Raw genomic sequence first — 15,841 nt, 5'->3', positions numbered from 1 at the left:
AGTCGGGAGGTGACCACCGCCGGTCAGGCCGAAGATGCTGGTCCGGGTGGGCCGGACCGGCAGGGACCGGGCTTAGATATTCGGCTCGGTCACGGCATCGGGCGTGTCGAAGGTGGTGCCGAACCACTTCTGCTGCAGATCCGCCAGACGGCCGTCGCCCTTCATCTTCAGCAGGGCGGCGTCGATGGCATCCATCAGGGAGGCGTGGTCGTCATCCTTGAGGCCCGGATAGGCGAAATAGGTCTTGGTGCCGAAGGCGGGCTCCACCACGGCGAACACCTCGGGGCGCTGCTGCGCGACAAAGGCGATGTTGGGCAGCGAATTGGCGACACCGGCGATGCGGCCTGCGGCCAGATCGGCATAGGCTTCGTTGAAGGACACGTATTCCTTGGCCTCGGGGGCGGTCGGCAGCGTCTCGCCATAGGCGATCAGCTGCGCCAGCTGGGCGGTGGCGTGACCGGCGCCCACGGCCTTGCCCGCGATGTCCTCGGGCTTGGTGATGCTGTCATCCTTGGCGGATTTCAGCAGCGCCACGGTGGCCTCGGCGATCGGCGGGGTGAAGCGGTAACGTTCCATCCGGGCGGCGGTGACGGTGGCGGGACCGGCCACCATGTCGAACTGGCCCGCTTCCAGACCCGGCAGCACGCCTGCCCAGTCCAGCGTGACCCATTCGATCTCCACGCCCAGTTCCTTGCCGATCTCGGCGAAGACATCCATGTTGAGCCCGGTATGGGTGCCCGCGTCGATGAAATCGAACGGGGCAAAGGCGGTTTCGGTGCCGACCTTCAGCACGCCCGCAGCGGTGACCCGTTCCAGTGCGTCCTGCGCATGGGCGGCGACGGTGCCGCCCAGAAGCAGGGCCGCGCCCGCAAGGGCAGAGATGACTCGGTTGCGCATGTGCGGTATTCTCCCTGTGTGGATCTGCCCCTTGGCCGTGCCGGGGCTTTGTTTTGACTAGACAAAAGAACTCTGCTTCTGCCCGCCCTGTCAATCCTTCCCGCCGCTTCGCCGCAGCAGCCCCTGAGCAAATTCAGGGCACTGCCCAAAAAACGGGCGAAGGGCAGCCCTTAGATGTCGAAAATCTTGCCCGGATTCATCAGGTTCTGCGGATCGACCGCCACCTTCAGCCGCTTCATCAGCGCCAGCGCGGCGCCATGCTCCGCCTCCATATAGGGTTTCTTGCCCAGCCCCACGCCATGCTCGCCGGTGGCGGTGCCGCCCAGCGCCAGCGCGCGGTGGACCAGTTCACCATGCACCCGCTGCACCCGCGCCATCTCCTCCGCGTCGGCGGGATCGAACAGCATCACCAGATGGAAATTGCCGTCGCCCACATGGCCGTGCATCGGCGCCACAAGCCCTTCGGCCTGCAGCGTTGCGGTGATCCCGGCCACAAGCCCCGGCAGATCCGACACCGGCACGCAGACATCGGTAGAGAGTGAACTTGCCCCCGGCCGCAGCCCCCGCGCGGCATAAAGCGCGGAATGCCGCAGCGCCCAGACATGGGCATAGGCTTCGGGCGTGTCCACCGGATGCACCGTGGCGCCGTGATCCTGCGCCAGCGCGGCAAAGGTGGCGCGGTCGGTGTCGACCTGCGCGGCGCTGCCGGTCAGATCCACCAGCAGCGTCGGCATCTCCGGCAGATCGGTGCCGTTAAAGGCGTTGATCGCGCGCATCTGCAGCGCGTCCATCAGTTCGATCCGGTTCAGGCACAGGCCGAACTGCAGCGCCTCCACCACCGTGTCCGTGGCCGCCTGCAGATCGGCAAAGCTGTAAAGCCCGGCCTTCGCCGCCTCGGGGATGCCGGTCAGCCGCAGCGTCAGTTCGGTGATGACACCCAACGTGCCTTCGGCGCCGACAAACAGATGGGTCAGATCATAGCCAGAGGCGGATTTGCGCGCCCGCCCGCCGGTGCGGATCACCTCGCCATCGGGCAGCACCACGGTCAGCCCCATGACCAGATCGGCCATGGTGCCATGCCGCACCGTCATCGTGCCCGACGCCCGGGTGGAGGCCATGCCCCCCAGCGTGGCATGGGCGCCGATGTCGATGGGCAGGAACAGGCCGGTGGCGCGCAGATCCTCGCTGAGCCGCTGCCGGGTCAGCCCCGCCTCTACGGTCACATCCATGTCCGGCGCGCTGAGGCGCAGGATGCGGTCCATGCGCGACAGATCCAGACACAGCCCGCCCTGCGTGGCGTTCACCTGCCCTTCGATGCAGCTGCCCGCGCCAAAGGGCACGATGGGGCAGCCATGGGCGGCACAGATCCGCACCGCCTGCGCCACCTCTTCGGTGCTCAAGGGCTGGAACACCGCGTCGGGGGGTGCCGCCGGATGCCAGCTGTCCCCGGCGCCATGCTGGTCGCGCACCGCCTGCCCACGGTCGATGCGCCCGGGAAAGGCGGCGTCCAGTGCGGCGGAAGCAGCGGCAAAGCTCATCCGAGGATCCCCGGCAGCTTCAGCCCGTGTTCCCGCGCGCAGTCGAGTGCGATGTCATAGCCCGCATCGGCATGGCGCATGACCCCGGTGGCGGGATCGTTCCACAGCACGCGCGCCAGCCGCTTGTCCGCCGCCTCGGTGCCGTCGCAGCAGATCACCATGCCGGAATGCTGGGAAAAGCCCATGCCCACGCCGCCGCCATGATGCAGGCTGACCCAGGTGGCGCCGCTTGCGGTGTTGAGCAGCGCGTTCAGCAGCGGCCAGTCCGACACCGCGTCGGATCCATCCTTCATCGCTTCGGTCTCGCGGTTGGGGCTCGCCACCGATCCGCTGTCCAGATGGTCGCGCCCGATGACGATGGGCGCCTTCAGTTCGCCGGTGCGCACCATCTCGTTGAAGGCAAGGCCCAGCTTGTGGCGCAGCCCCAGCCCCACCCAGCAGATCCGCGCGGGCAGGCCCTGAAACGCGATGCGCTCGCGCGCCATGTCCAGCCAGTTGTGCAGATGCGGGTCGTCGATCAGTTCCTTGACCTTGGCATCGGTGCGGTAGATGTCCTCGGGATCGCCCGACAGCGCCGCCCAGCGGAACGGCCCCACGCCACGACAGAACAGCGGGCGGATATAGGCGGGCACGAAGCCGGGGAAGGCAAAGGCGTTTTCCAGCCCCTCCTCCAGCGCCATCTGGCGGATGTTGTTGCCATAATCCAGCGTCGGCACCCCGGCGTTCCAGAACTCCACCATCGCCGCCACATGCACCCGCATCGAAGCCTTGGCGGCCCGCGTCACCGCCTTGGGGTCGCTGTCCTGCTTTTCGCGCCATTCGGCCACGGTCCAGCCCTGCGGCAGGTAGCCATGCACCGGATCATGGGCCGAGGTCTGGTCGGTCACGATGTCCGGGCGCCCGTTCGGCAGCCCCTCTCCGGCCTTCATGCGGCGCACCAGTTCGGGGAAGACATCCGCCGCATTGCCGATCAGCGCCACGGATTTCGCCTCTCCGGCCTTGGTCCAGCGGTCGATCATCGCCAGCGCCTCGTCCAGATCGCGGGTCTTTTCGTCGCAATAGCGGGTGCGGATGCGGAAATCGGCGCGGGTCTCGTCGCATTCCACCGCCAGACAGCAGGCCCCCGCCATCACCGCCGCCAAAGGCTGCGCGCCGCCCATGCCGCCCAGCCCCCCGGTCAGGATCCATTTGCCGCGCAGATCGCCGCCGTAATGCTGGCGCCCGGCTTCCACGAAGGTCTCGTAAGTGCCCTGCACGATGCCCTGCGCGCCGATATAGATCCACGATCCGGCGGTCATCTGGCCATACATGGCCAGCCCTTTCTTATCCAGCTCGTTGAAATGGTCCCAGTTGGCCCAGTGCGGCACAAGGTTGGAATTGGCGATCAGCACGCGCGGCGCGTCGGGATGGGTGCGGAACACGCCCACGGGCTTGCCCGACTGCACCAGCAGCGTCTCGTCCTCTTCCAGATCCTTCAGGGCGGCGACGATGCGGTCGAAATCCTGCCATGTGCGGGCGGCACGGCCAATGCCGCCATAGACCACCAGCTCATGCGGGTTTTCGGCCACATCGGGATGCAGGTTGTTCATCAGCATCCGCATCGGCGCTTCGGTAAGCCAGCTTTTGGCGGTGATTTCGGTCCCGGTGGCGGGGTAGACGTCGCGCTGGTTGTGGCGGGGATTGGTCATGGCGGAACTCCTCGGGAACGGGATCAGATCGGGGTATCAAGGCCTGCGGCACTCAGCAGCGCACCATCGCGCACGAGCCCTGCGGCGGTGGTCAGGTCATCGGCCAGATAGCGGTCGCCCTCCAGCGGCGGGATATGGGCGCGCAGCGCCGCCACCACCCGCTGCAGGGCGCGCGAGGTCCGCAGCGGCGCGCGGAATTCGACCCCCTGCGCGGCGCAGATCGCCTCCACCCCAAGGATCACCTGCAGGTTGCGGGTCATCTGCCCCAGCCGCCGCGCGCCATGGGCGGCCATGCTCACATGATCCTCCTGATTGGCGGATGTCGGCGTGCTATCGGTGGAGCAGGGATTGGCCAGATGCTTGTTCTCCGACATGAGCGCTGCGGTGGTCACCTCCGCGATCATGAACCCGGAATTGAGCCCCGGTTCCGGCGTCAGGAAGGGCGGCAGGTCATGGCTCAGCACCGGGTCGACCATCAGCGCCACGCGGCGCTGCGCGATGGCGCCGATTTCCGACAGCGCCAGCGCGATCTGGTCGGCGGCAAAGGCCACCGGTTCGGCATGGAAATTGCCGCCCGACACGATGTCGCCCGACCCCAGCACCAGCGGATTGTCGGTGACGGCGTTCGCCTCGATCTCCAGCGTCTGCGCGGCAAAGCGCAACAGGTCGATGGCCGCCCCCGCCACCTGCGGCTGGCAGCGGATGCAATAGGGATCCTGCACGCGGCTGTCGCCGATCCGGTGGCTTTCGCGAATCTCTGACCCGTCCATCAGGGTGCGGATGCCTGCCGCCACCTCGATCTGGCCGCGATGGCCGCGCAGGCTGTGGATTTCGGGCCTTGTGGGGGCGGTCGATCCCATGATGGCATCGGTGGTCAGGCTGGCGGTGACGATGGAGCTTTGCGCGCAGCGCCAGCCGTCAAACAGCCCCACCAGCGCCAGCGCGGTGGAAAACTGCGTGCCGTTGATCAGCGCCAACCCCTCCTTGGCGCCCAGAACGACCGGCGCCAGCCCGGCACGGGCCAGCGCCTCGGCCCCGGGCAGCACGGCGCCCTCCAGCTCCGCCTGCCCCGCGCCGATCAGCACGGCGGTCATATGCGCCAAGGGCGCCAGATCGCCCGAGGCCCCGACCGAGCCCTGCCCCGGCACCACCGGGGTCACGCCCCGCGCCAGCATCGCCTCGATCAGATCCACGGTTTCGGGCCGGATGCCGGAGGCGCCGCGCCCGAGGCTGAGCAGCTTCAGCGCCATCATCAGCCGGGTGGTGGGGCGCGGCAGCGGATCGCCCACGCCGCAGCAATGCGACAGGATCAGGTTGCGCTGCAGCGTCGCGGTATCCGCCGCCGCGATGCGGACCGAGGCGAGCTTGCCGAAGCCGGTATTGACGCCATAGATCGCCACATCGCCCGCAGCGGCCTGCGCCACATGCGCCGCCGAGGCCGCGATGCCCGGACGCGCGCTGTCGCAGAGCCGCGCCGCAGCCTCGCTCCGCCAGAGCGTTTCAAGCTGCGCCAATGTGGTGGCGCCGGGGGTCAGGATCATGCGGAGCCTCCGAAGATGCGGGTGTGAAGCGGGTTGAAGCCGATGCGATAGGACAGCTCGGCAGGATGGTCAGTGTTCCAGATGCACAGATCGGCCCGCAGGCCCGGGGCGAGGCGCCCGGTATCCGTCAGCCCCAGCGCCCGCGCGGCATGGGTGGTGACGCCGCGCAGGGCTTCCTCGGGGGTGAGGCGGAACAGGGTGCAGCCCATGTTCATCGCCAGCAGCAGCGAGGTCAGCGGCGAGGTGCCGGGATTGGCGTCGGTGGACAGCGCCATGGGCACGCCATGGGCACGGAAGGCCGCGACCGGGGGCGCCTGCGTTTCGTGGAGGGCGTAAAAGGCGCCGGGCAGCAGCACCGCCACCATCCCCGCCTTGGCCATGCGCCGCGCGTCGTCCTCGGTGGCATATTCCACATGATCCGCCGACAGCGCGCCGTGATCCGCCGCCAGCGCGATGCCGCCCTGATGCGACAGCTGTTCGGCATGCAGCTTGACCGGCAGACCCAGCCTGCGCGCCTCGGCGAAGACCACGGCAAGCTCGGATGCGGAAAAGGCGATGCCTTCGCAGAACCCGTCCACCGCATCCACCAGCCCTTCGGCATGGGCGGCACGCAGCGCGGGCAGGCAGATGTCGTGCAGATACTCGGCCCGCGTGCCCGTCCAGCCGGGGGGCAGCGCATGGGCGCCGAGAAATGTGGTGCGGATCCGCACCGGGCGCAGCTGTCCCAGCCGCCGTGCCACCCGCAGCATGCGCAGTTCGGTGTCCTGATCGAGCCCGTAGCCGGACTTGATCTCCACCATGCTGACGCCTTCGGCCAGCATCGCGTCGAGCCGGGGCAGCGCCTGCGCGATCAGATCCGCTTCCGGTGCCTCCCGGGTCGCGCGGACGGTGGCGGCGATGCCGCCGCCCTGCCGTGCGATCTCCTGGTAAGAGGTGCCGGTCAGCCGCAGTTCGAATTCCGCCGCGCGCGAGCCGCCGTAAACCAGATGGGTGTGACAGTCGATCAGCGCCGGCGTGACCAGCCGCCCCTCCAGCGCCGTGGCGGGCCAACCGGCATAGCTGTCGGGCAGGTCGGCCTCTGGCCCCACCCAGCGGATCATTCCATCTTCCAGCGCCACGGCGCCAGCGGGGATCAGCCCGTATCCCGCAGCCCCGTCCAGCGTGACGAGGGTGCCCCCGCGCAGCAGCCTTCTGTCTGTCATGTCGATTCTCCCGGCTTGTGCCTCATTATGTCTAGACAATATAAATCCTGTCAATCGAGGCCTTGCCCCCCTGCCCGTTCCGCGCGCCGGGTGATCAATTTTCAGGCAGAGGGGCTCTGTTCCTGTGCGCTTGAGGCGGGCAGAAGACGTCATCATGGGGCCCTGCCCCCGTCCGCCACAGGCGGACAAAGGAGGCAAGAGGGGGCTCTGCCCCCGTCCGCGTGCCGCGGACTCCCCCGGGATATTTGCCGCCGATGGAAATCAGGGGCTGCGGGCGCCGGGGCGGCGATTGGTCAGCGGAGGCTTGCGGGCGCGCGGCGCCTCGCCATACTTGGCGCCATCCTTTCCCCTCAGCGGCAGTTCCGGAGACCGGCCCATGGCACGCAGCGACAAACTCAAGCTTGGCACATTTGTCTATACATTCGGCTTCCATCCCGCCGCATGGCGCCATCCGGGCAGCGACGTGCGCGGCGCCAATGATCTGTCGCATCTGATCAAGGTGGCGAAACTGTCTGAAGCTGCCAAGCTCGACTTCATGTTTTTCGCCGACAGCCCCGCCGCCTCCGTGGGGGCGCCCGAAGCGCTGGCGCGCCAGCCCACCAAGATGAACCGGTTCGAGCCGATCACCGCCATCACTGCGCTGTCGCAGCACACCGACCGGCTGGGCTTTGTCGCCACCGCCTCCACCTCGTATTATGAGCCTTACAACATCGCGCGGCTTTTCGGGTCGGCGGATCACATCTCGGGCGGGCGGATGTGCTGGAACGTCGTGACCTCTGACCATGACGAGACCGGCTACAATTACAACCGCGACGGGCTGCCGCCGCATTCCGAACGCTATGAGCGCTGCGAGGAATTTGTCGATGTGGTCTTCGGGCTGTGGGACAGTTTCGAGCCGGATGCGCTGCTGCTGGACCGCGAGAGCGGGCTTTATCATGACAAGGACAAGCTGCACCTGCTGAACCATGTCGGCAAACATTTTCAGGTGCGCGGCCCGCTGAACATGGCGCGCAGCCCGCAGGGCCGCCCCGTGATCGCGCAGGCGGGCGGGTCCGAGCCGGGGATGGAGCTTGCCGCGCGCACCGCCGAGATGGTGTTCTCGCTTGCCTCCAATATCGACCGCAGCCGCGCCTTTTACGCCAATGTCAAAGCGCGCATGGCGAAATACGGCCGGGCCGAGGAGGATCTGAAGATCATGCCGGGGATCGTGCTCAACGTGGGCGCGACCGAGGCCGAGGCCGAGGCGCGCGCGCAGCAGCTGGTCGACCTGATGCATCCCGATGTGGGCCTGCTGATGCTGCAGGAGTTTCTGGAGACCGATCTGCACGGCGCCGATCTGGACCGGCCCTTCCCCATGGACCGGATGCCCGAACGCGCCAAGGGATCGCAGGCGCTGTTCGAGGAACTGACGGAGTTCGTGACCAAGGGCCATACCCTGCGCGAGCTCATCACCCATTACGCGCGCCGCCATACCGGCAACGGCATCACCGGCACCCCGGCGCAGATCGCGGACTTCATGGAGGAATGGTTCGAAACCCGCGCCGCCGACGGCTTCATCCTGATGTGTCCGACCCTGCCCGCCGCGCTGGAGGATTTCACCACGCTGGTGGTGCCGGAACTGCAGCGGCGCGGGCTGTTCCGTACCGAATACGAGGCGCGCACCCTGCGCGGCAACCTTGGCATTTCAGAGCCCGCCAACCGCTACACCGCCGCGCGCGGCTGATCGCGGGGGCGGGCCTGTCTGGCTCCGGGTCCGCCCCCGTCTTCGGGAAAAACGCAGGCTTCGCGCAAGATGGGCGCGGGACCACGGAACCAAACGCAGGCAGGCAGGTTGGGCGCTCATGACCCATATCATTTTTTCATCCCCCAGATGACCCGCACCCCCCAGTTTGCCGATCCCGTCCTGCGCGTCAGCATGGTGGCTCTGGCCACCGTCGCTGTCCTTGTCGGGCTGAAGCTGGCCGAAAACATCTTTGCGCCGCTGCTGCTGGCGATCATCACCGGGGTGATCTTTGCCCCGCTGGCGGATCGGGTGGAGCGGCTGGGACTGCCGCGCGGCGTCACCGCCACGCTGCTGATCGTGGTGATCTTCTTCAGTGTCGCGGCGCTCGGCTTTCTGGCCGAGCCCTATATCACCGCCGCCATCGACCGGATCCCGACGGTGAAGTTCGAAATCCAGAAACTGATGTTCGAATACCGCGACCTGATCCGCGGCATCGACGAGGTGGAGGAGGCGATCGGCGCCGCCCGGGAGGAGGCCGATGCCACCTCCGAAGCGATGCCCACCATGACCGACGCGCTGATGTTTGCGCCGGTGGTCGTGGCGCAGATCCTCGTCTTTGTGGGCGGGCTGTTCTTTTTCCTGCTGACCCGCGCCAGCATCTACAACTGGCTGGCCCATCGCATCGGCAACAACACCGAAACCGCGATGATCCTTGACCGGTTCTGCAATGCCGAAGCGGCGGTGGCGCGGTATTTCGCGATGATCTCCATGATCAATGCCGGGCTGGGTCTGGTGGTGGGCGCCGCGCTGGCCGCGACCGGCATGCCCGGGGCGCCGATCTGGGGCATCGCTGCGGCGCTGCTGAATTTCGTGCTGTATCTGGGGCCTGCCGCGATGGCGGTGGGGCTGCTGCTGAACGGCATCGTGGCCTTTGACGGCTTCATGAGCTTCGTGCCCATGGCCATCTATCTTGGCTGCAACATGGTGGAGGCGCAGTTCGTCACGCCGCAGCTGGTGGGCAAGCATATCCGCATCAACCCCTTCCTGATCTTTGTCGCGCTGATCTTCTGGCTGTGGTTCTGGGGTCCGCTCGGTGGCATCATGGCCATTCCGATCACGGTGATCCTGCTGAAGCTCTTCGACATCATCGGCGAGGCCCCGATCCGCAACGGCTGATCCCTTCGCCTATGCCAAGACCCCAAAGGGCCCGCCGCACTGGCGGGCCTTTCTGCATCCGGTCACACGCGGCGGTGCCAAGGCATCTGCGGCAAAAAGAAAGACCCCGTCCGGGGAGGGACGGGGCCTTGGTAATTCCCGGGCCACATGAGGGAAGTCGGGACAGGGGGGTAACCCGGGGATCAGGGACAGGACTTTGTGTGTCCTTGCCCCTATAACCCCCGGAGCGCGCGGCGGTTCCGCAAGTTTCTCAAAAATTTTCACCGCCCGGAATCATCGCTCCGGCCTGGGCTGCGCTGGCCTCCGCCGCAGCGGGGTCGGGCTCTGCCGCGTCGCGGATCTGGGGCATCTGCGCCTCCAGTTCCTCGTTCAGCTGTGCGCCCAGCAGGGTGACCAGCGCGCTGATATAGAACCACATCAGCAGCGCCACGACCGCCCCCAGCGAGCCATAGACCTCGTTCAGCGAACCGAAGTTGCGCACATAGATCGCAAGCGCCAGCGATCCTGTGGCCCAGCCCAGCACCGCCAGCACCGCGCCCGGCGTCGCCCAGCGCATCCGCGACCGGGTCCGCTTGCGGTTGGGGCCGTAGCGATAGACCAGCGCGATGGCGAGATAGATCACCGCCAGCAACACCAGCCATTTGACGGCTTCCACCGCCACCTCGACGCTGGCAGGCAGCCCGACAAAGGACAGCAGCGCCGGCACCACGACCACGGCGGCAAAGGCCAGCAGCGCGACCAGCACCAAAAGCGCTGTCATGCCATAGGCCACCGCCACCCGCCGCACGGGATTGGCGCGGTGCGGCATGCCGCAGACGGCGTTCAGCCCGCGGATCAGCGCCGCGACCGAAGCCCGCGCCGACCAGATCGCCAGCACGATCGACAGGATCGAGGCCCATTTCAGCGTGGATTCATTGGCAGAGATCAGCTGCGTGACCTGTGTCGACAGCAGTTCATAGGCCGCTTCCGGCACCACCTCGGTCAGCAGTTCCATCTGTTCGGATATGGCCACCGGATCGGCCCAGTAGCCCCAGATCGCGATGACCGCCGCCATGGCCGGAAACAGCGACAGGAACGCATAAAAGCCGACCCCCGCCGCGATCAGCCCCAGATTGCGCTCGTCCATCTGGATGTAGGTGCGCCAAAGCGCCCGCATCCAGCCCTGCGCGCCGATCGACCGTGTTTCCAGCCGGTGCTGCGGCGCTGCTCCCGTGCCTTGGCTGTGCGGCTCCGTTTCCGTCATGGCGTTCCCCTATCAGATGCAATGCCGCCCCGGTGGCTGCGGTGCGGCATGATTTCAACCTTTAATTAAGGCGCGCCCGGCAAAGGTCACCCCTGACAGCCGTGGCAGGCCCGGACAGACGGCGCGAGTCGGGCCGGAGCTGCAGGCCGCAATGCCCGCGCAGAGCATGAAAGGATGCCCGATGCCCCAGCCCCGCCTGCCCCGGATCGCGCTGCAGATCGTGCTGCTGCTGACCTATCTGCTGGTGCTGCTGCTGGCCGGAACGCCCCCCGCGCATGCCCTTGCGGCGCAAGGAACCACGCGGCCTGTCGCGGCGTTGGAACCGGGTAATTCATCGGAGAACAGACCCCGTGCCCCCATCCAAGATCTGCGTGATCCTGAACGAGAAATCCGGCGCTCATGCGGACGGGGACCAGCGCCGCGCCCGCCTTGAACAGCTTCTGGAGGAAGCGGGGCTCGATGCCCAGATCCACTGCCTGACGCCGGAGCTGTCGATCCTCGACAGCGCCCGCAAGGCGGCGCGCGACAGCGGCTGCGCCATGCTGGTGGCGGCGGGCGGGGATGGCACCATCGGCGCCGTCGCCTCGGTCTGTCATGAAGTGGGCCTGCCCATGGGCGTGATCCCTCAAGGCACCTTCAATTATTTCGCCCGCGGGCTCGACATCCCCGAGGATATGGAAGGCGCGGTGCAGGTGCTGGCCACGGGCGTGCTGCGCGACCTGCCTCTGGGCGAGGTGAACGGCAAGATTTTCCTCAACAATGCCAGCCTTGGCATCTATCCGATGATCCTGCGCACCCGCGAAGGCGTCTATCAGCGCTGGGGCCGGTCGCGCGTGGCCGCCTACTGGTCGGTGATCCTTGCGCTTGCGGGCTATCGCCGCCCGCTCATGATGCGCGCCCGCATCGACGGGCAGGAGCAGCTGCTGCGCACGCCCTTGGCCTTTGTCGCCAACAGCGCCTATCAGCTGGACCAGTTCAATCTGGACGGGGCCGAGGAGATCCGGAAGGGCCGCTTCGTGCTGCTGACCTCCAAGGGGGCGCGGCGGGGCGATCTGGTGCGGGCGGCGGCGCGGCTGGCCACCGGCACCGCGCAGCGTGGCGAGGATTTCAACATCGTGGCCGCGCAGGAAATCGTGCTGGAAACCCGCAGGCGCCGGGTTCTGGTGGCGCGCGACGGCGAAAAGGAGGTGATGACCTCCCCCATCACCTTCCGCCTGCGCGATACCCCGTTGCGTGTGGCCGTGCCTGCGGGCGACACTGCGGCATGATCCGCATCGCCCATATCTCTGACCTGCATTTTGGACGCACCTCGCCCGAACTGCTGCTGCCGCTGGTCACCGCGCTTAACGCCGCCAAGCCCGATCTGGTGGCGGTGACCGGCGATTTCACCCAGCGCGCCCGGCGCAGCCAGTATCGCGCCGCGCGCGGCTTTCTTGACCGGCTGCGCGCCCCGTGGATGGCGGTGCCGGGCAATCACGACGTGTCGCTGGACAATCTGTGGCTGCGCTTCATGCGGCCCTATGGCCGCTACCGGCGCTATATCTGCAACGACATGATGCCCACGCACCAGCAGGAGGGGCTGTGTGTCGTGGGGCTCAACACCGTGGACCGGTTCCGCTGGCAACGCGGGCGGGTGCGCTGGCTGCAGATGCGGCAGGCCTGCCGCATCTTCTCCCAGTCCGAAGGCGTGAACGTGGTGCTGGCGCATCACCCTTTCGAGCAGGACGAGGATGTGGAAAAATCGCTGATGCGCGATGCCGAACGCGCCATCGAGCGGCTGTCGGACTGCGGCGCGCATCTGGTGCTGAGCGGGCATCTGCACCGCTGGCGCACCGAACCGTTCCTGTCCCGCAAGAACCACGCGCAGGTGCTGCAGGTGCATGTGGGCACCGGCCTGTCGACCCGGCTGCGTGGGCAGGAAAACGACTTTGCCGTGCTGGACATCGCACATCCGGACATCACCGTGCGCCGCATGGTCGCCCGCGGCGGGCGCTTTGTCGAAGACAGCGCGCGGCGCTTCACCTTCGGCGATCAGGGCTGGCATAGCGCGGCCTGAGCGGAACCGCGCCCGCGCAGAAGCGTTTCCCTGTCATGACACCATCCTGAAAGGAGCCCGTCATGACCGCCCCCCAGCCCCAGAATCCCGACCGCCCCGCCCCCTCCTCCACAAAACGGGAGGTGCGCGCCGGTCCCGGCGACGCGGGCGCCAGTGACCGTCCCACGCCATTGCCCCACGCTCCGCGCGAGCGCGACAGGGGACGGCGGGGCGTGATCCTGCTTCTGGTTCTGGTGCTTCTGGCCGGGCTGGCGCTGATCCTGCGCGGCCCGCTGGGCTGAGCCGAAAGGTTCAGATCGCGCCCAGCACCAGCATCGGCACCAGCACGGCGGCGGCCACCACCGCCGCGCCCAGCACCGCGAACAGCCCGTCCCGCACCAGCAGCCCGGTGGCAAAGCTCAGCACCGCGCCGCCAAGGATCGAGGACGAGAACGGCACCAGTTCCAGAAAGGGCATCGCCGCGCCGCAAAGCAGGCAGGCCCCCTGCAGCACCTTGCGCATCGGCAGCGCGGTCAGCACCCGCAGCCGCGCCCGCGCGTTGCGGTCCAGCCAGTTGGTGACGCGGCGCAGCTTCTTCAGCGCCTGCCGCGCCCGGTCGCCGCGAAAACTGCGGTCCATGATGAAATCCGGCAGCCACAGATGATCGCGTGACACCAGCATCTGTCCGGAGATAAACGCGATGGTCAGGCCGCAGATCGAGGAAAACAGCGGAATCCCCGACAGCGGCGACACCACCAGCAGCGCGGGCACCATCAGCGCAGGCAGAAACGACCGCTGCCCGAAGCTTTCGATCAGCGCGCGCACGCTGACCTTGGGCCCCTGCGCCGCCTGCTCCATCCGGTCAACGATCTCTCCCACCGGGCGATCCGCCGGGGCTGCGGGTCCGCCGCGTGTCATGCTGTGCATCCTGTCCGTCTCCGCGGTCCCGATCTGTCTGGCCAAAGACGCGCGGACCCCTGCCGCGGTTCCACCGGCGCCAGACCCCGGCCAGAGGCCGGGGTCCGGGTCACGGTCATTCGGCGGCAGCGCGGCGGGGCAACACCCAGCCGGGCCGCGGATAATGGCAGGTATAGCCGTTGGGGAAGCGTTCCAGATAATCCTGATGTTCCGGCTCCGCCTCCCAGAAGGCGCCTGCGGGCTCGACCTCGGTCACGACGCGGCCCGGCCAGATCTCCGAAGCCTCCACATCGGCGATGGTGTCCAGCGCCACGGATTTCTGCGTCTCGTCAAGGTAGTAGATCGCCGAACGGTAGCTCAGGCCCAGATCATTGCCCTGACGGTTCAGCGTGGTCGGATCGTGGATCTGAAAGAAGAACTCCAGCAGGCGCCGGTAGCTGGTCGCCTCCGGGTCAAAGGTGATCTCGATCGCCTCGGCATGGGTGCCGTGATTGCGATAGGTCGCGTTTTCCACATTGCCGCCGGTATAGCCCACGCGGGTCGACACCACCCCCGGCAGCTTGCGGATCAGATCCTGCATGCCCCAGAAACAGCCCCCGGCCAGAATTGCGCGTTCGGTCATGCCACATCCTCCACCTGATCCAGCCAGGCGCCATAGCCTTCGGCTTCCATGTCGTCGCGATGCACGAAACGCAGCGCGGCAGAATTGATGCAGTAGCGCAGCCCGCCCCGGTCCGCCGGACCATCGGGAAAGACATGGCCCAGATGGCTGTCACCATGGGCCGAGCGCACTTCGGTGCGGATCATGCCATGGGTCATGTCGCGCAGTTCCTGCACATGCGCGGGCTCCAGCGGCTTGACGAAGCTGGGCCAGCCACAGCCGGATTCATATTTGTCCGAGGAGGCGAACAGCGGCTCTCCGGACACCACATCCACATAGATGCCCGGCTCCTTGTTGCCCAGATAGGCGCCGCTTCCCGGGCGTTCGGTGCCGTTCTGCTGGGTGACGCGGTATTGCTCCGGGTCGAGTGCTGCAATCGCATCGGGGTCTTTGTGATATGTCGCCATGGGCTCCCTCCGAGTCAGTCTCCCCCTAGATGGGGTGCGCAATCCGGTTTTCAAAGCCTGTTACACCGCCCCCGCGCGGGCGTGAAGCGGCAGCAGGCCCGCGCGCCACCGGCGAGGCTCCGCCGCCGCGATCCGGCCATTTCGGCGAACCGCCGCCGCCGCCCCGGGCCAAGGGATCCGAACCGGCTTGCCGCGCCTTATCTACTCATGACACCGGGGCTGGTCCCGGACCCGCAGACCCGCAGCCCATTCGCAAGGAGTTGCCCATGACCATCCGCATGACGACCAAGTTCGGCCTCGCCGTCCTGACCGCCGCCACGCTGTCCGGCGCCGCCATCGCGCAGGAAGCCGGGACCGACACCCGCAGCCCGTCCATCCCGGACGAGCCCGCCGCCACCGCGCCCGAAAACGAAACCTCCCTGCCCGGCGGCGGCATCGCCGCAGGCCCCAGCACCACGGCGGATCTGGCCTCCGACGCGCCCAAAAGCTACGGGCAGCTGATTTCCTCGCTTTACAACGCCGATCTTGCCATGGCCGATGTCGACACGCTGGCCTCCGCCACCGAGGTGCAGACCCGCAGGCTCAGCGATCTGGACGGACAGGCCAAGGAAAGCGAAGTGGCGCTGCAGGACGCGCTGACCGAAGCCACCCCGCAGCTTGACGCGCTGCGCGCCGGGCTTGCCGACAACGACTCCGTCACCCAGACGCTCGAGGCCGAGGGGCTGACGCCCGACAAGGTCATCGGGGTCTACGAAACAGCCGATGGCGCGGTGGAGCTTCTGCTCGACGACCGCGCCTGAGCGCCCCAGTTC

At 67.4% G+C, this 15,841-nt stretch carries 15 protein-coding genes; 6 read left to right on the top strand and 9 right to left on the bottom strand.

The window, feature by feature from the left end:
- Window positions 1–72 precede the first annotated feature (72 nt).
- From VK682_RS21715 to hutI, 5 genes are all read right to left on the bottom strand, one after another.
- On the bottom strand, window positions 73–897 hold the full coding sequence (locus VK682_RS21715) for a transporter substrate-binding domain-containing protein (RefSeq protein WP_230797582.1): 825 nt from the start codon (window positions 895–897) through the stop codon (window positions 73–75).
- A 170-nt stretch (window positions 898–1,067) separates the two neighbouring features.
- Window positions 1,068–2,435, bottom strand: a complete 1,368-nt coding sequence (locus tag VK682_RS21710; protein ID WP_230797583.1) for an FAD-binding oxidoreductase — start codon at window positions 2,433–2,435, stop codon at window positions 1,068–1,070.
- A complete protein-coding gene (gene hutU / locus VK682_RS21705; protein ID WP_230797584.1) occupies window positions 2,432–4,123 on the bottom strand; it encodes a urocanate hydratase in 1,692 nt (563 codons plus the stop codon). The genes VK682_RS21710 and hutU overlap by 4 nt, the downstream gene beginning before the upstream one ends.
- 23 nt (window positions 4,124–4,146) lie before the next feature.
- Entirely contained in the window at window positions 4,147–5,664 is a 1,518-nt protein-coding gene (gene hutH, locus VK682_RS21700; protein ID WP_230797585.1) for a histidine ammonia-lyase, read from the bottom strand.
- On the bottom strand, window positions 5,661–6,866 hold the full coding sequence (gene hutI / locus VK682_RS21695; protein ID WP_230797586.1) for an imidazolonepropionase: 1,206 nt from the start codon (window positions 6,864–6,866) through the stop codon (window positions 5,661–5,663). Before hutI ends, hutH begins: the two co-directional genes overlap by 4 nt.
- Window positions 6,867–7,242: 376 nt before the next feature.
- On the opposite strand from hutI, the gene VK682_RS21690 reads away from it, so the two are divergent.
- Both VK682_RS21690 and VK682_RS21685 read left to right on the top strand, forming a co-directional pair.
- The gene (locus tag VK682_RS21690) at window positions 7,243–8,589 is read left to right on the top strand and encodes an LLM class flavin-dependent oxidoreductase (protein WP_230797587.1); all 1,347 of its coding nucleotides are present in this window, start codon (window positions 7,243–7,245) and stop codon (window positions 8,587–8,589) included.
- A 147-nt stretch (window positions 8,590–8,736) separates the two neighbouring features.
- Entirely contained in the window at window positions 8,737–9,765 is a 1,029-nt protein-coding gene (locus VK682_RS21685; RefSeq protein WP_089850736.1) for an AI-2E family transporter, read from the top strand.
- Between the two features lie 250 nt (window positions 9,766–10,015).
- On the opposite strand, the gene VK682_RS21680 is transcribed toward VK682_RS21685, so the two are convergent.
- Window positions 10,016–11,008 carry a YihY/virulence factor BrkB family protein gene (locus tag VK682_RS21680; RefSeq protein ID WP_230797588.1) on the bottom strand — a complete coding sequence of 331 codons (993 nt, stop codon included), beginning with the start codon at window positions 11,006–11,008 and terminating at the stop codon, window positions 10,016–10,018.
- A gap of 350 nt (window positions 11,009–11,358) precedes the next feature.
- Between VK682_RS21680 and VK682_RS21675 the strand changes: the two genes are divergently transcribed.
- The 3 genes from VK682_RS21675 to VK682_RS21665 all read left to right on the top strand — a co-directional run bounded on the left by VK682_RS21675 (window position 11,359) and on the right by VK682_RS21665 (window position 13,345).
- On the top strand, window positions 11,359–12,276 hold the full coding sequence (locus VK682_RS21675; protein ID WP_230797589.1) for a diacylglycerol/lipid kinase family protein: 918 nt from the start codon (window positions 11,359–11,361) through the stop codon (window positions 12,274–12,276).
- Window positions 12,273–13,064 carry a metallophosphoesterase family protein gene (locus VK682_RS21670; RefSeq protein WP_089850670.1) on the top strand — a complete coding sequence of 264 codons (792 nt, stop codon included), beginning with the start codon at window positions 12,273–12,275 and terminating at the stop codon, window positions 13,062–13,064. The genes VK682_RS21675 and VK682_RS21670 overlap by 4 nt, the downstream gene beginning before the upstream one ends.
- Window positions 13,065–13,126: 62 nt before the next feature.
- The gene (locus tag VK682_RS21665) at window positions 13,127–13,345 is read left to right on the top strand and encodes a hypothetical protein (protein ID WP_230797590.1); all 219 of its coding nucleotides are present in this window, start codon (window positions 13,127–13,129) and stop codon (window positions 13,343–13,345) included.
- 10 nt (window positions 13,346–13,355) lie between these two features.
- Here the strand turns inward: VK682_RS21665 and VK682_RS21660 are convergent, their stop codons facing one another.
- The 3 genes from VK682_RS21660 to msrB form a co-directional block, all read right to left on the bottom strand.
- Window positions 13,356–13,961 (bottom strand): exopolysaccharide biosynthesis protein, encoded by a 606-nt coding sequence (locus VK682_RS21660; RefSeq protein ID WP_230797591.1) that lies wholly within the window; start codon window positions 13,959–13,961, stop codon window positions 13,356–13,358.
- A 115-nt stretch (window positions 13,962–14,076) separates the two neighbouring features.
- The gene (gene msrA, locus VK682_RS21655) at window positions 14,077–14,583 is read right to left on the bottom strand and encodes a peptide-methionine (S)-S-oxide reductase MsrA (RefSeq protein ID WP_230797592.1); all 507 of its coding nucleotides are present in this window, start codon (window positions 14,581–14,583) and stop codon (window positions 14,077–14,079) included.
- A complete protein-coding gene (gene msrB, locus VK682_RS21650; protein ID WP_230797593.1) occupies window positions 14,580–15,029 on the bottom strand; it encodes a peptide-methionine (R)-S-oxide reductase MsrB in 450 nt (149 codons plus the stop codon). Before msrB ends, msrA begins: the two co-directional genes overlap by 4 nt.
- Before the next feature lie 266 nt (window positions 15,030–15,295).
- Here msrB and VK682_RS21645 point away from each other — a divergent pair, with 266 nt between their 5' ends.
- A complete protein-coding gene (locus VK682_RS21645) occupies window positions 15,296–15,829 on the top strand; it encodes a hypothetical protein (protein ID WP_324782542.1) in 534 nt (177 codons plus the stop codon).
- Window positions 15,830–15,841: the final 12 nt, after the last annotated feature.

The organism is Salipiger marinus (assembly GCF_035481585.1).
In the GTDB taxonomy this organism is placed as follows: Bacteria; Pseudomonadota; Alphaproteobacteria; order Rhodobacterales; family Rhodobacteraceae; genus Salipiger; species Salipiger marinus.
Note: the sequence above shows the minus strand (reverse complement) of the source record. Positions and strands in the feature narration are given on the sequence as shown.

Bases quoted from the DNA above. Each gene is read 5' to 3' on its own strand.
- VK682_RS21715 (WP_230797582.1), bottom strand. From the start codon at position 897: ATGCGCAACCGAGTCATCTCTGCCCTTGCGGGCGCGGCCCTGCTTCTG.
- VK682_RS21710 (WP_230797583.1), bottom strand. From the start codon at position 2,435: ATGAGCTTTGCCGCTGCTTCCGCCGCACTGGACGCCGCCTTTCCCGGG.
- hutU (WP_230797584.1), bottom strand. From the start codon at position 4,123: ATGACCAATCCCCGCCACAACCAGCGCGACGTCTACCCCGCCACCGGG.
- hutH (WP_230797585.1), bottom strand. From the start codon at position 5,664: ATGATCCTGACCCCCGGCGCCACCACATTGGCGCAGCTTGAAACGCTC.
- hutI (WP_230797586.1), bottom strand. From the start codon at position 6,866: ATGACAGACAGAAGGCTGCTGCGCGGGGGCACCCTCGTCACGCTGGAC.
- VK682_RS21690 (WP_230797587.1), top strand. From the start codon at position 7,243: ATGGCACGCAGCGACAAACTCAAGCTTGGCACATTTGTCTATACATTC.
- VK682_RS21685 (WP_089850736.1), top strand. From the start codon at position 8,737: ATGACCCGCACCCCCCAGTTTGCCGATCCCGTCCTGCGCGTCAGCATG.
- VK682_RS21680 (WP_230797588.1), bottom strand. From the start codon at position 11,008: ATGACGGAAACGGAGCCGCACAGCCAAGGCACGGGAGCAGCGCCGCAG.
- VK682_RS21670 (WP_089850670.1), top strand. From the start codon at position 12,273: ATGATCCGCATCGCCCATATCTCTGACCTGCATTTTGGACGCACCTCG.
- VK682_RS21665 (WP_230797590.1), top strand. From the start codon at position 13,127: ATGACCGCCCCCCAGCCCCAGAATCCCGACCGCCCCGCCCCCTCCTCC.
- VK682_RS21660 (WP_230797591.1), bottom strand. From the start codon at position 13,961: ATGACACGCGGCGGACCCGCAGCCCCGGCGGATCGCCCGGTGGGAGAG.
- msrA (WP_230797592.1), bottom strand. From the start codon at position 14,583: ATGACCGAACGCGCAATTCTGGCCGGGGGCTGTTTCTGGGGCATGCAG.
- msrB (WP_230797593.1), bottom strand. From the start codon at position 15,029: ATGGCGACATATCACAAAGACCCCGATGCGATTGCAGCACTCGACCCG.
- VK682_RS21645 (WP_324782542.1), top strand. From the start codon at position 15,296: ATGACCATCCGCATGACGACCAAGTTCGGCCTCGCCGTCCTGACCGCC.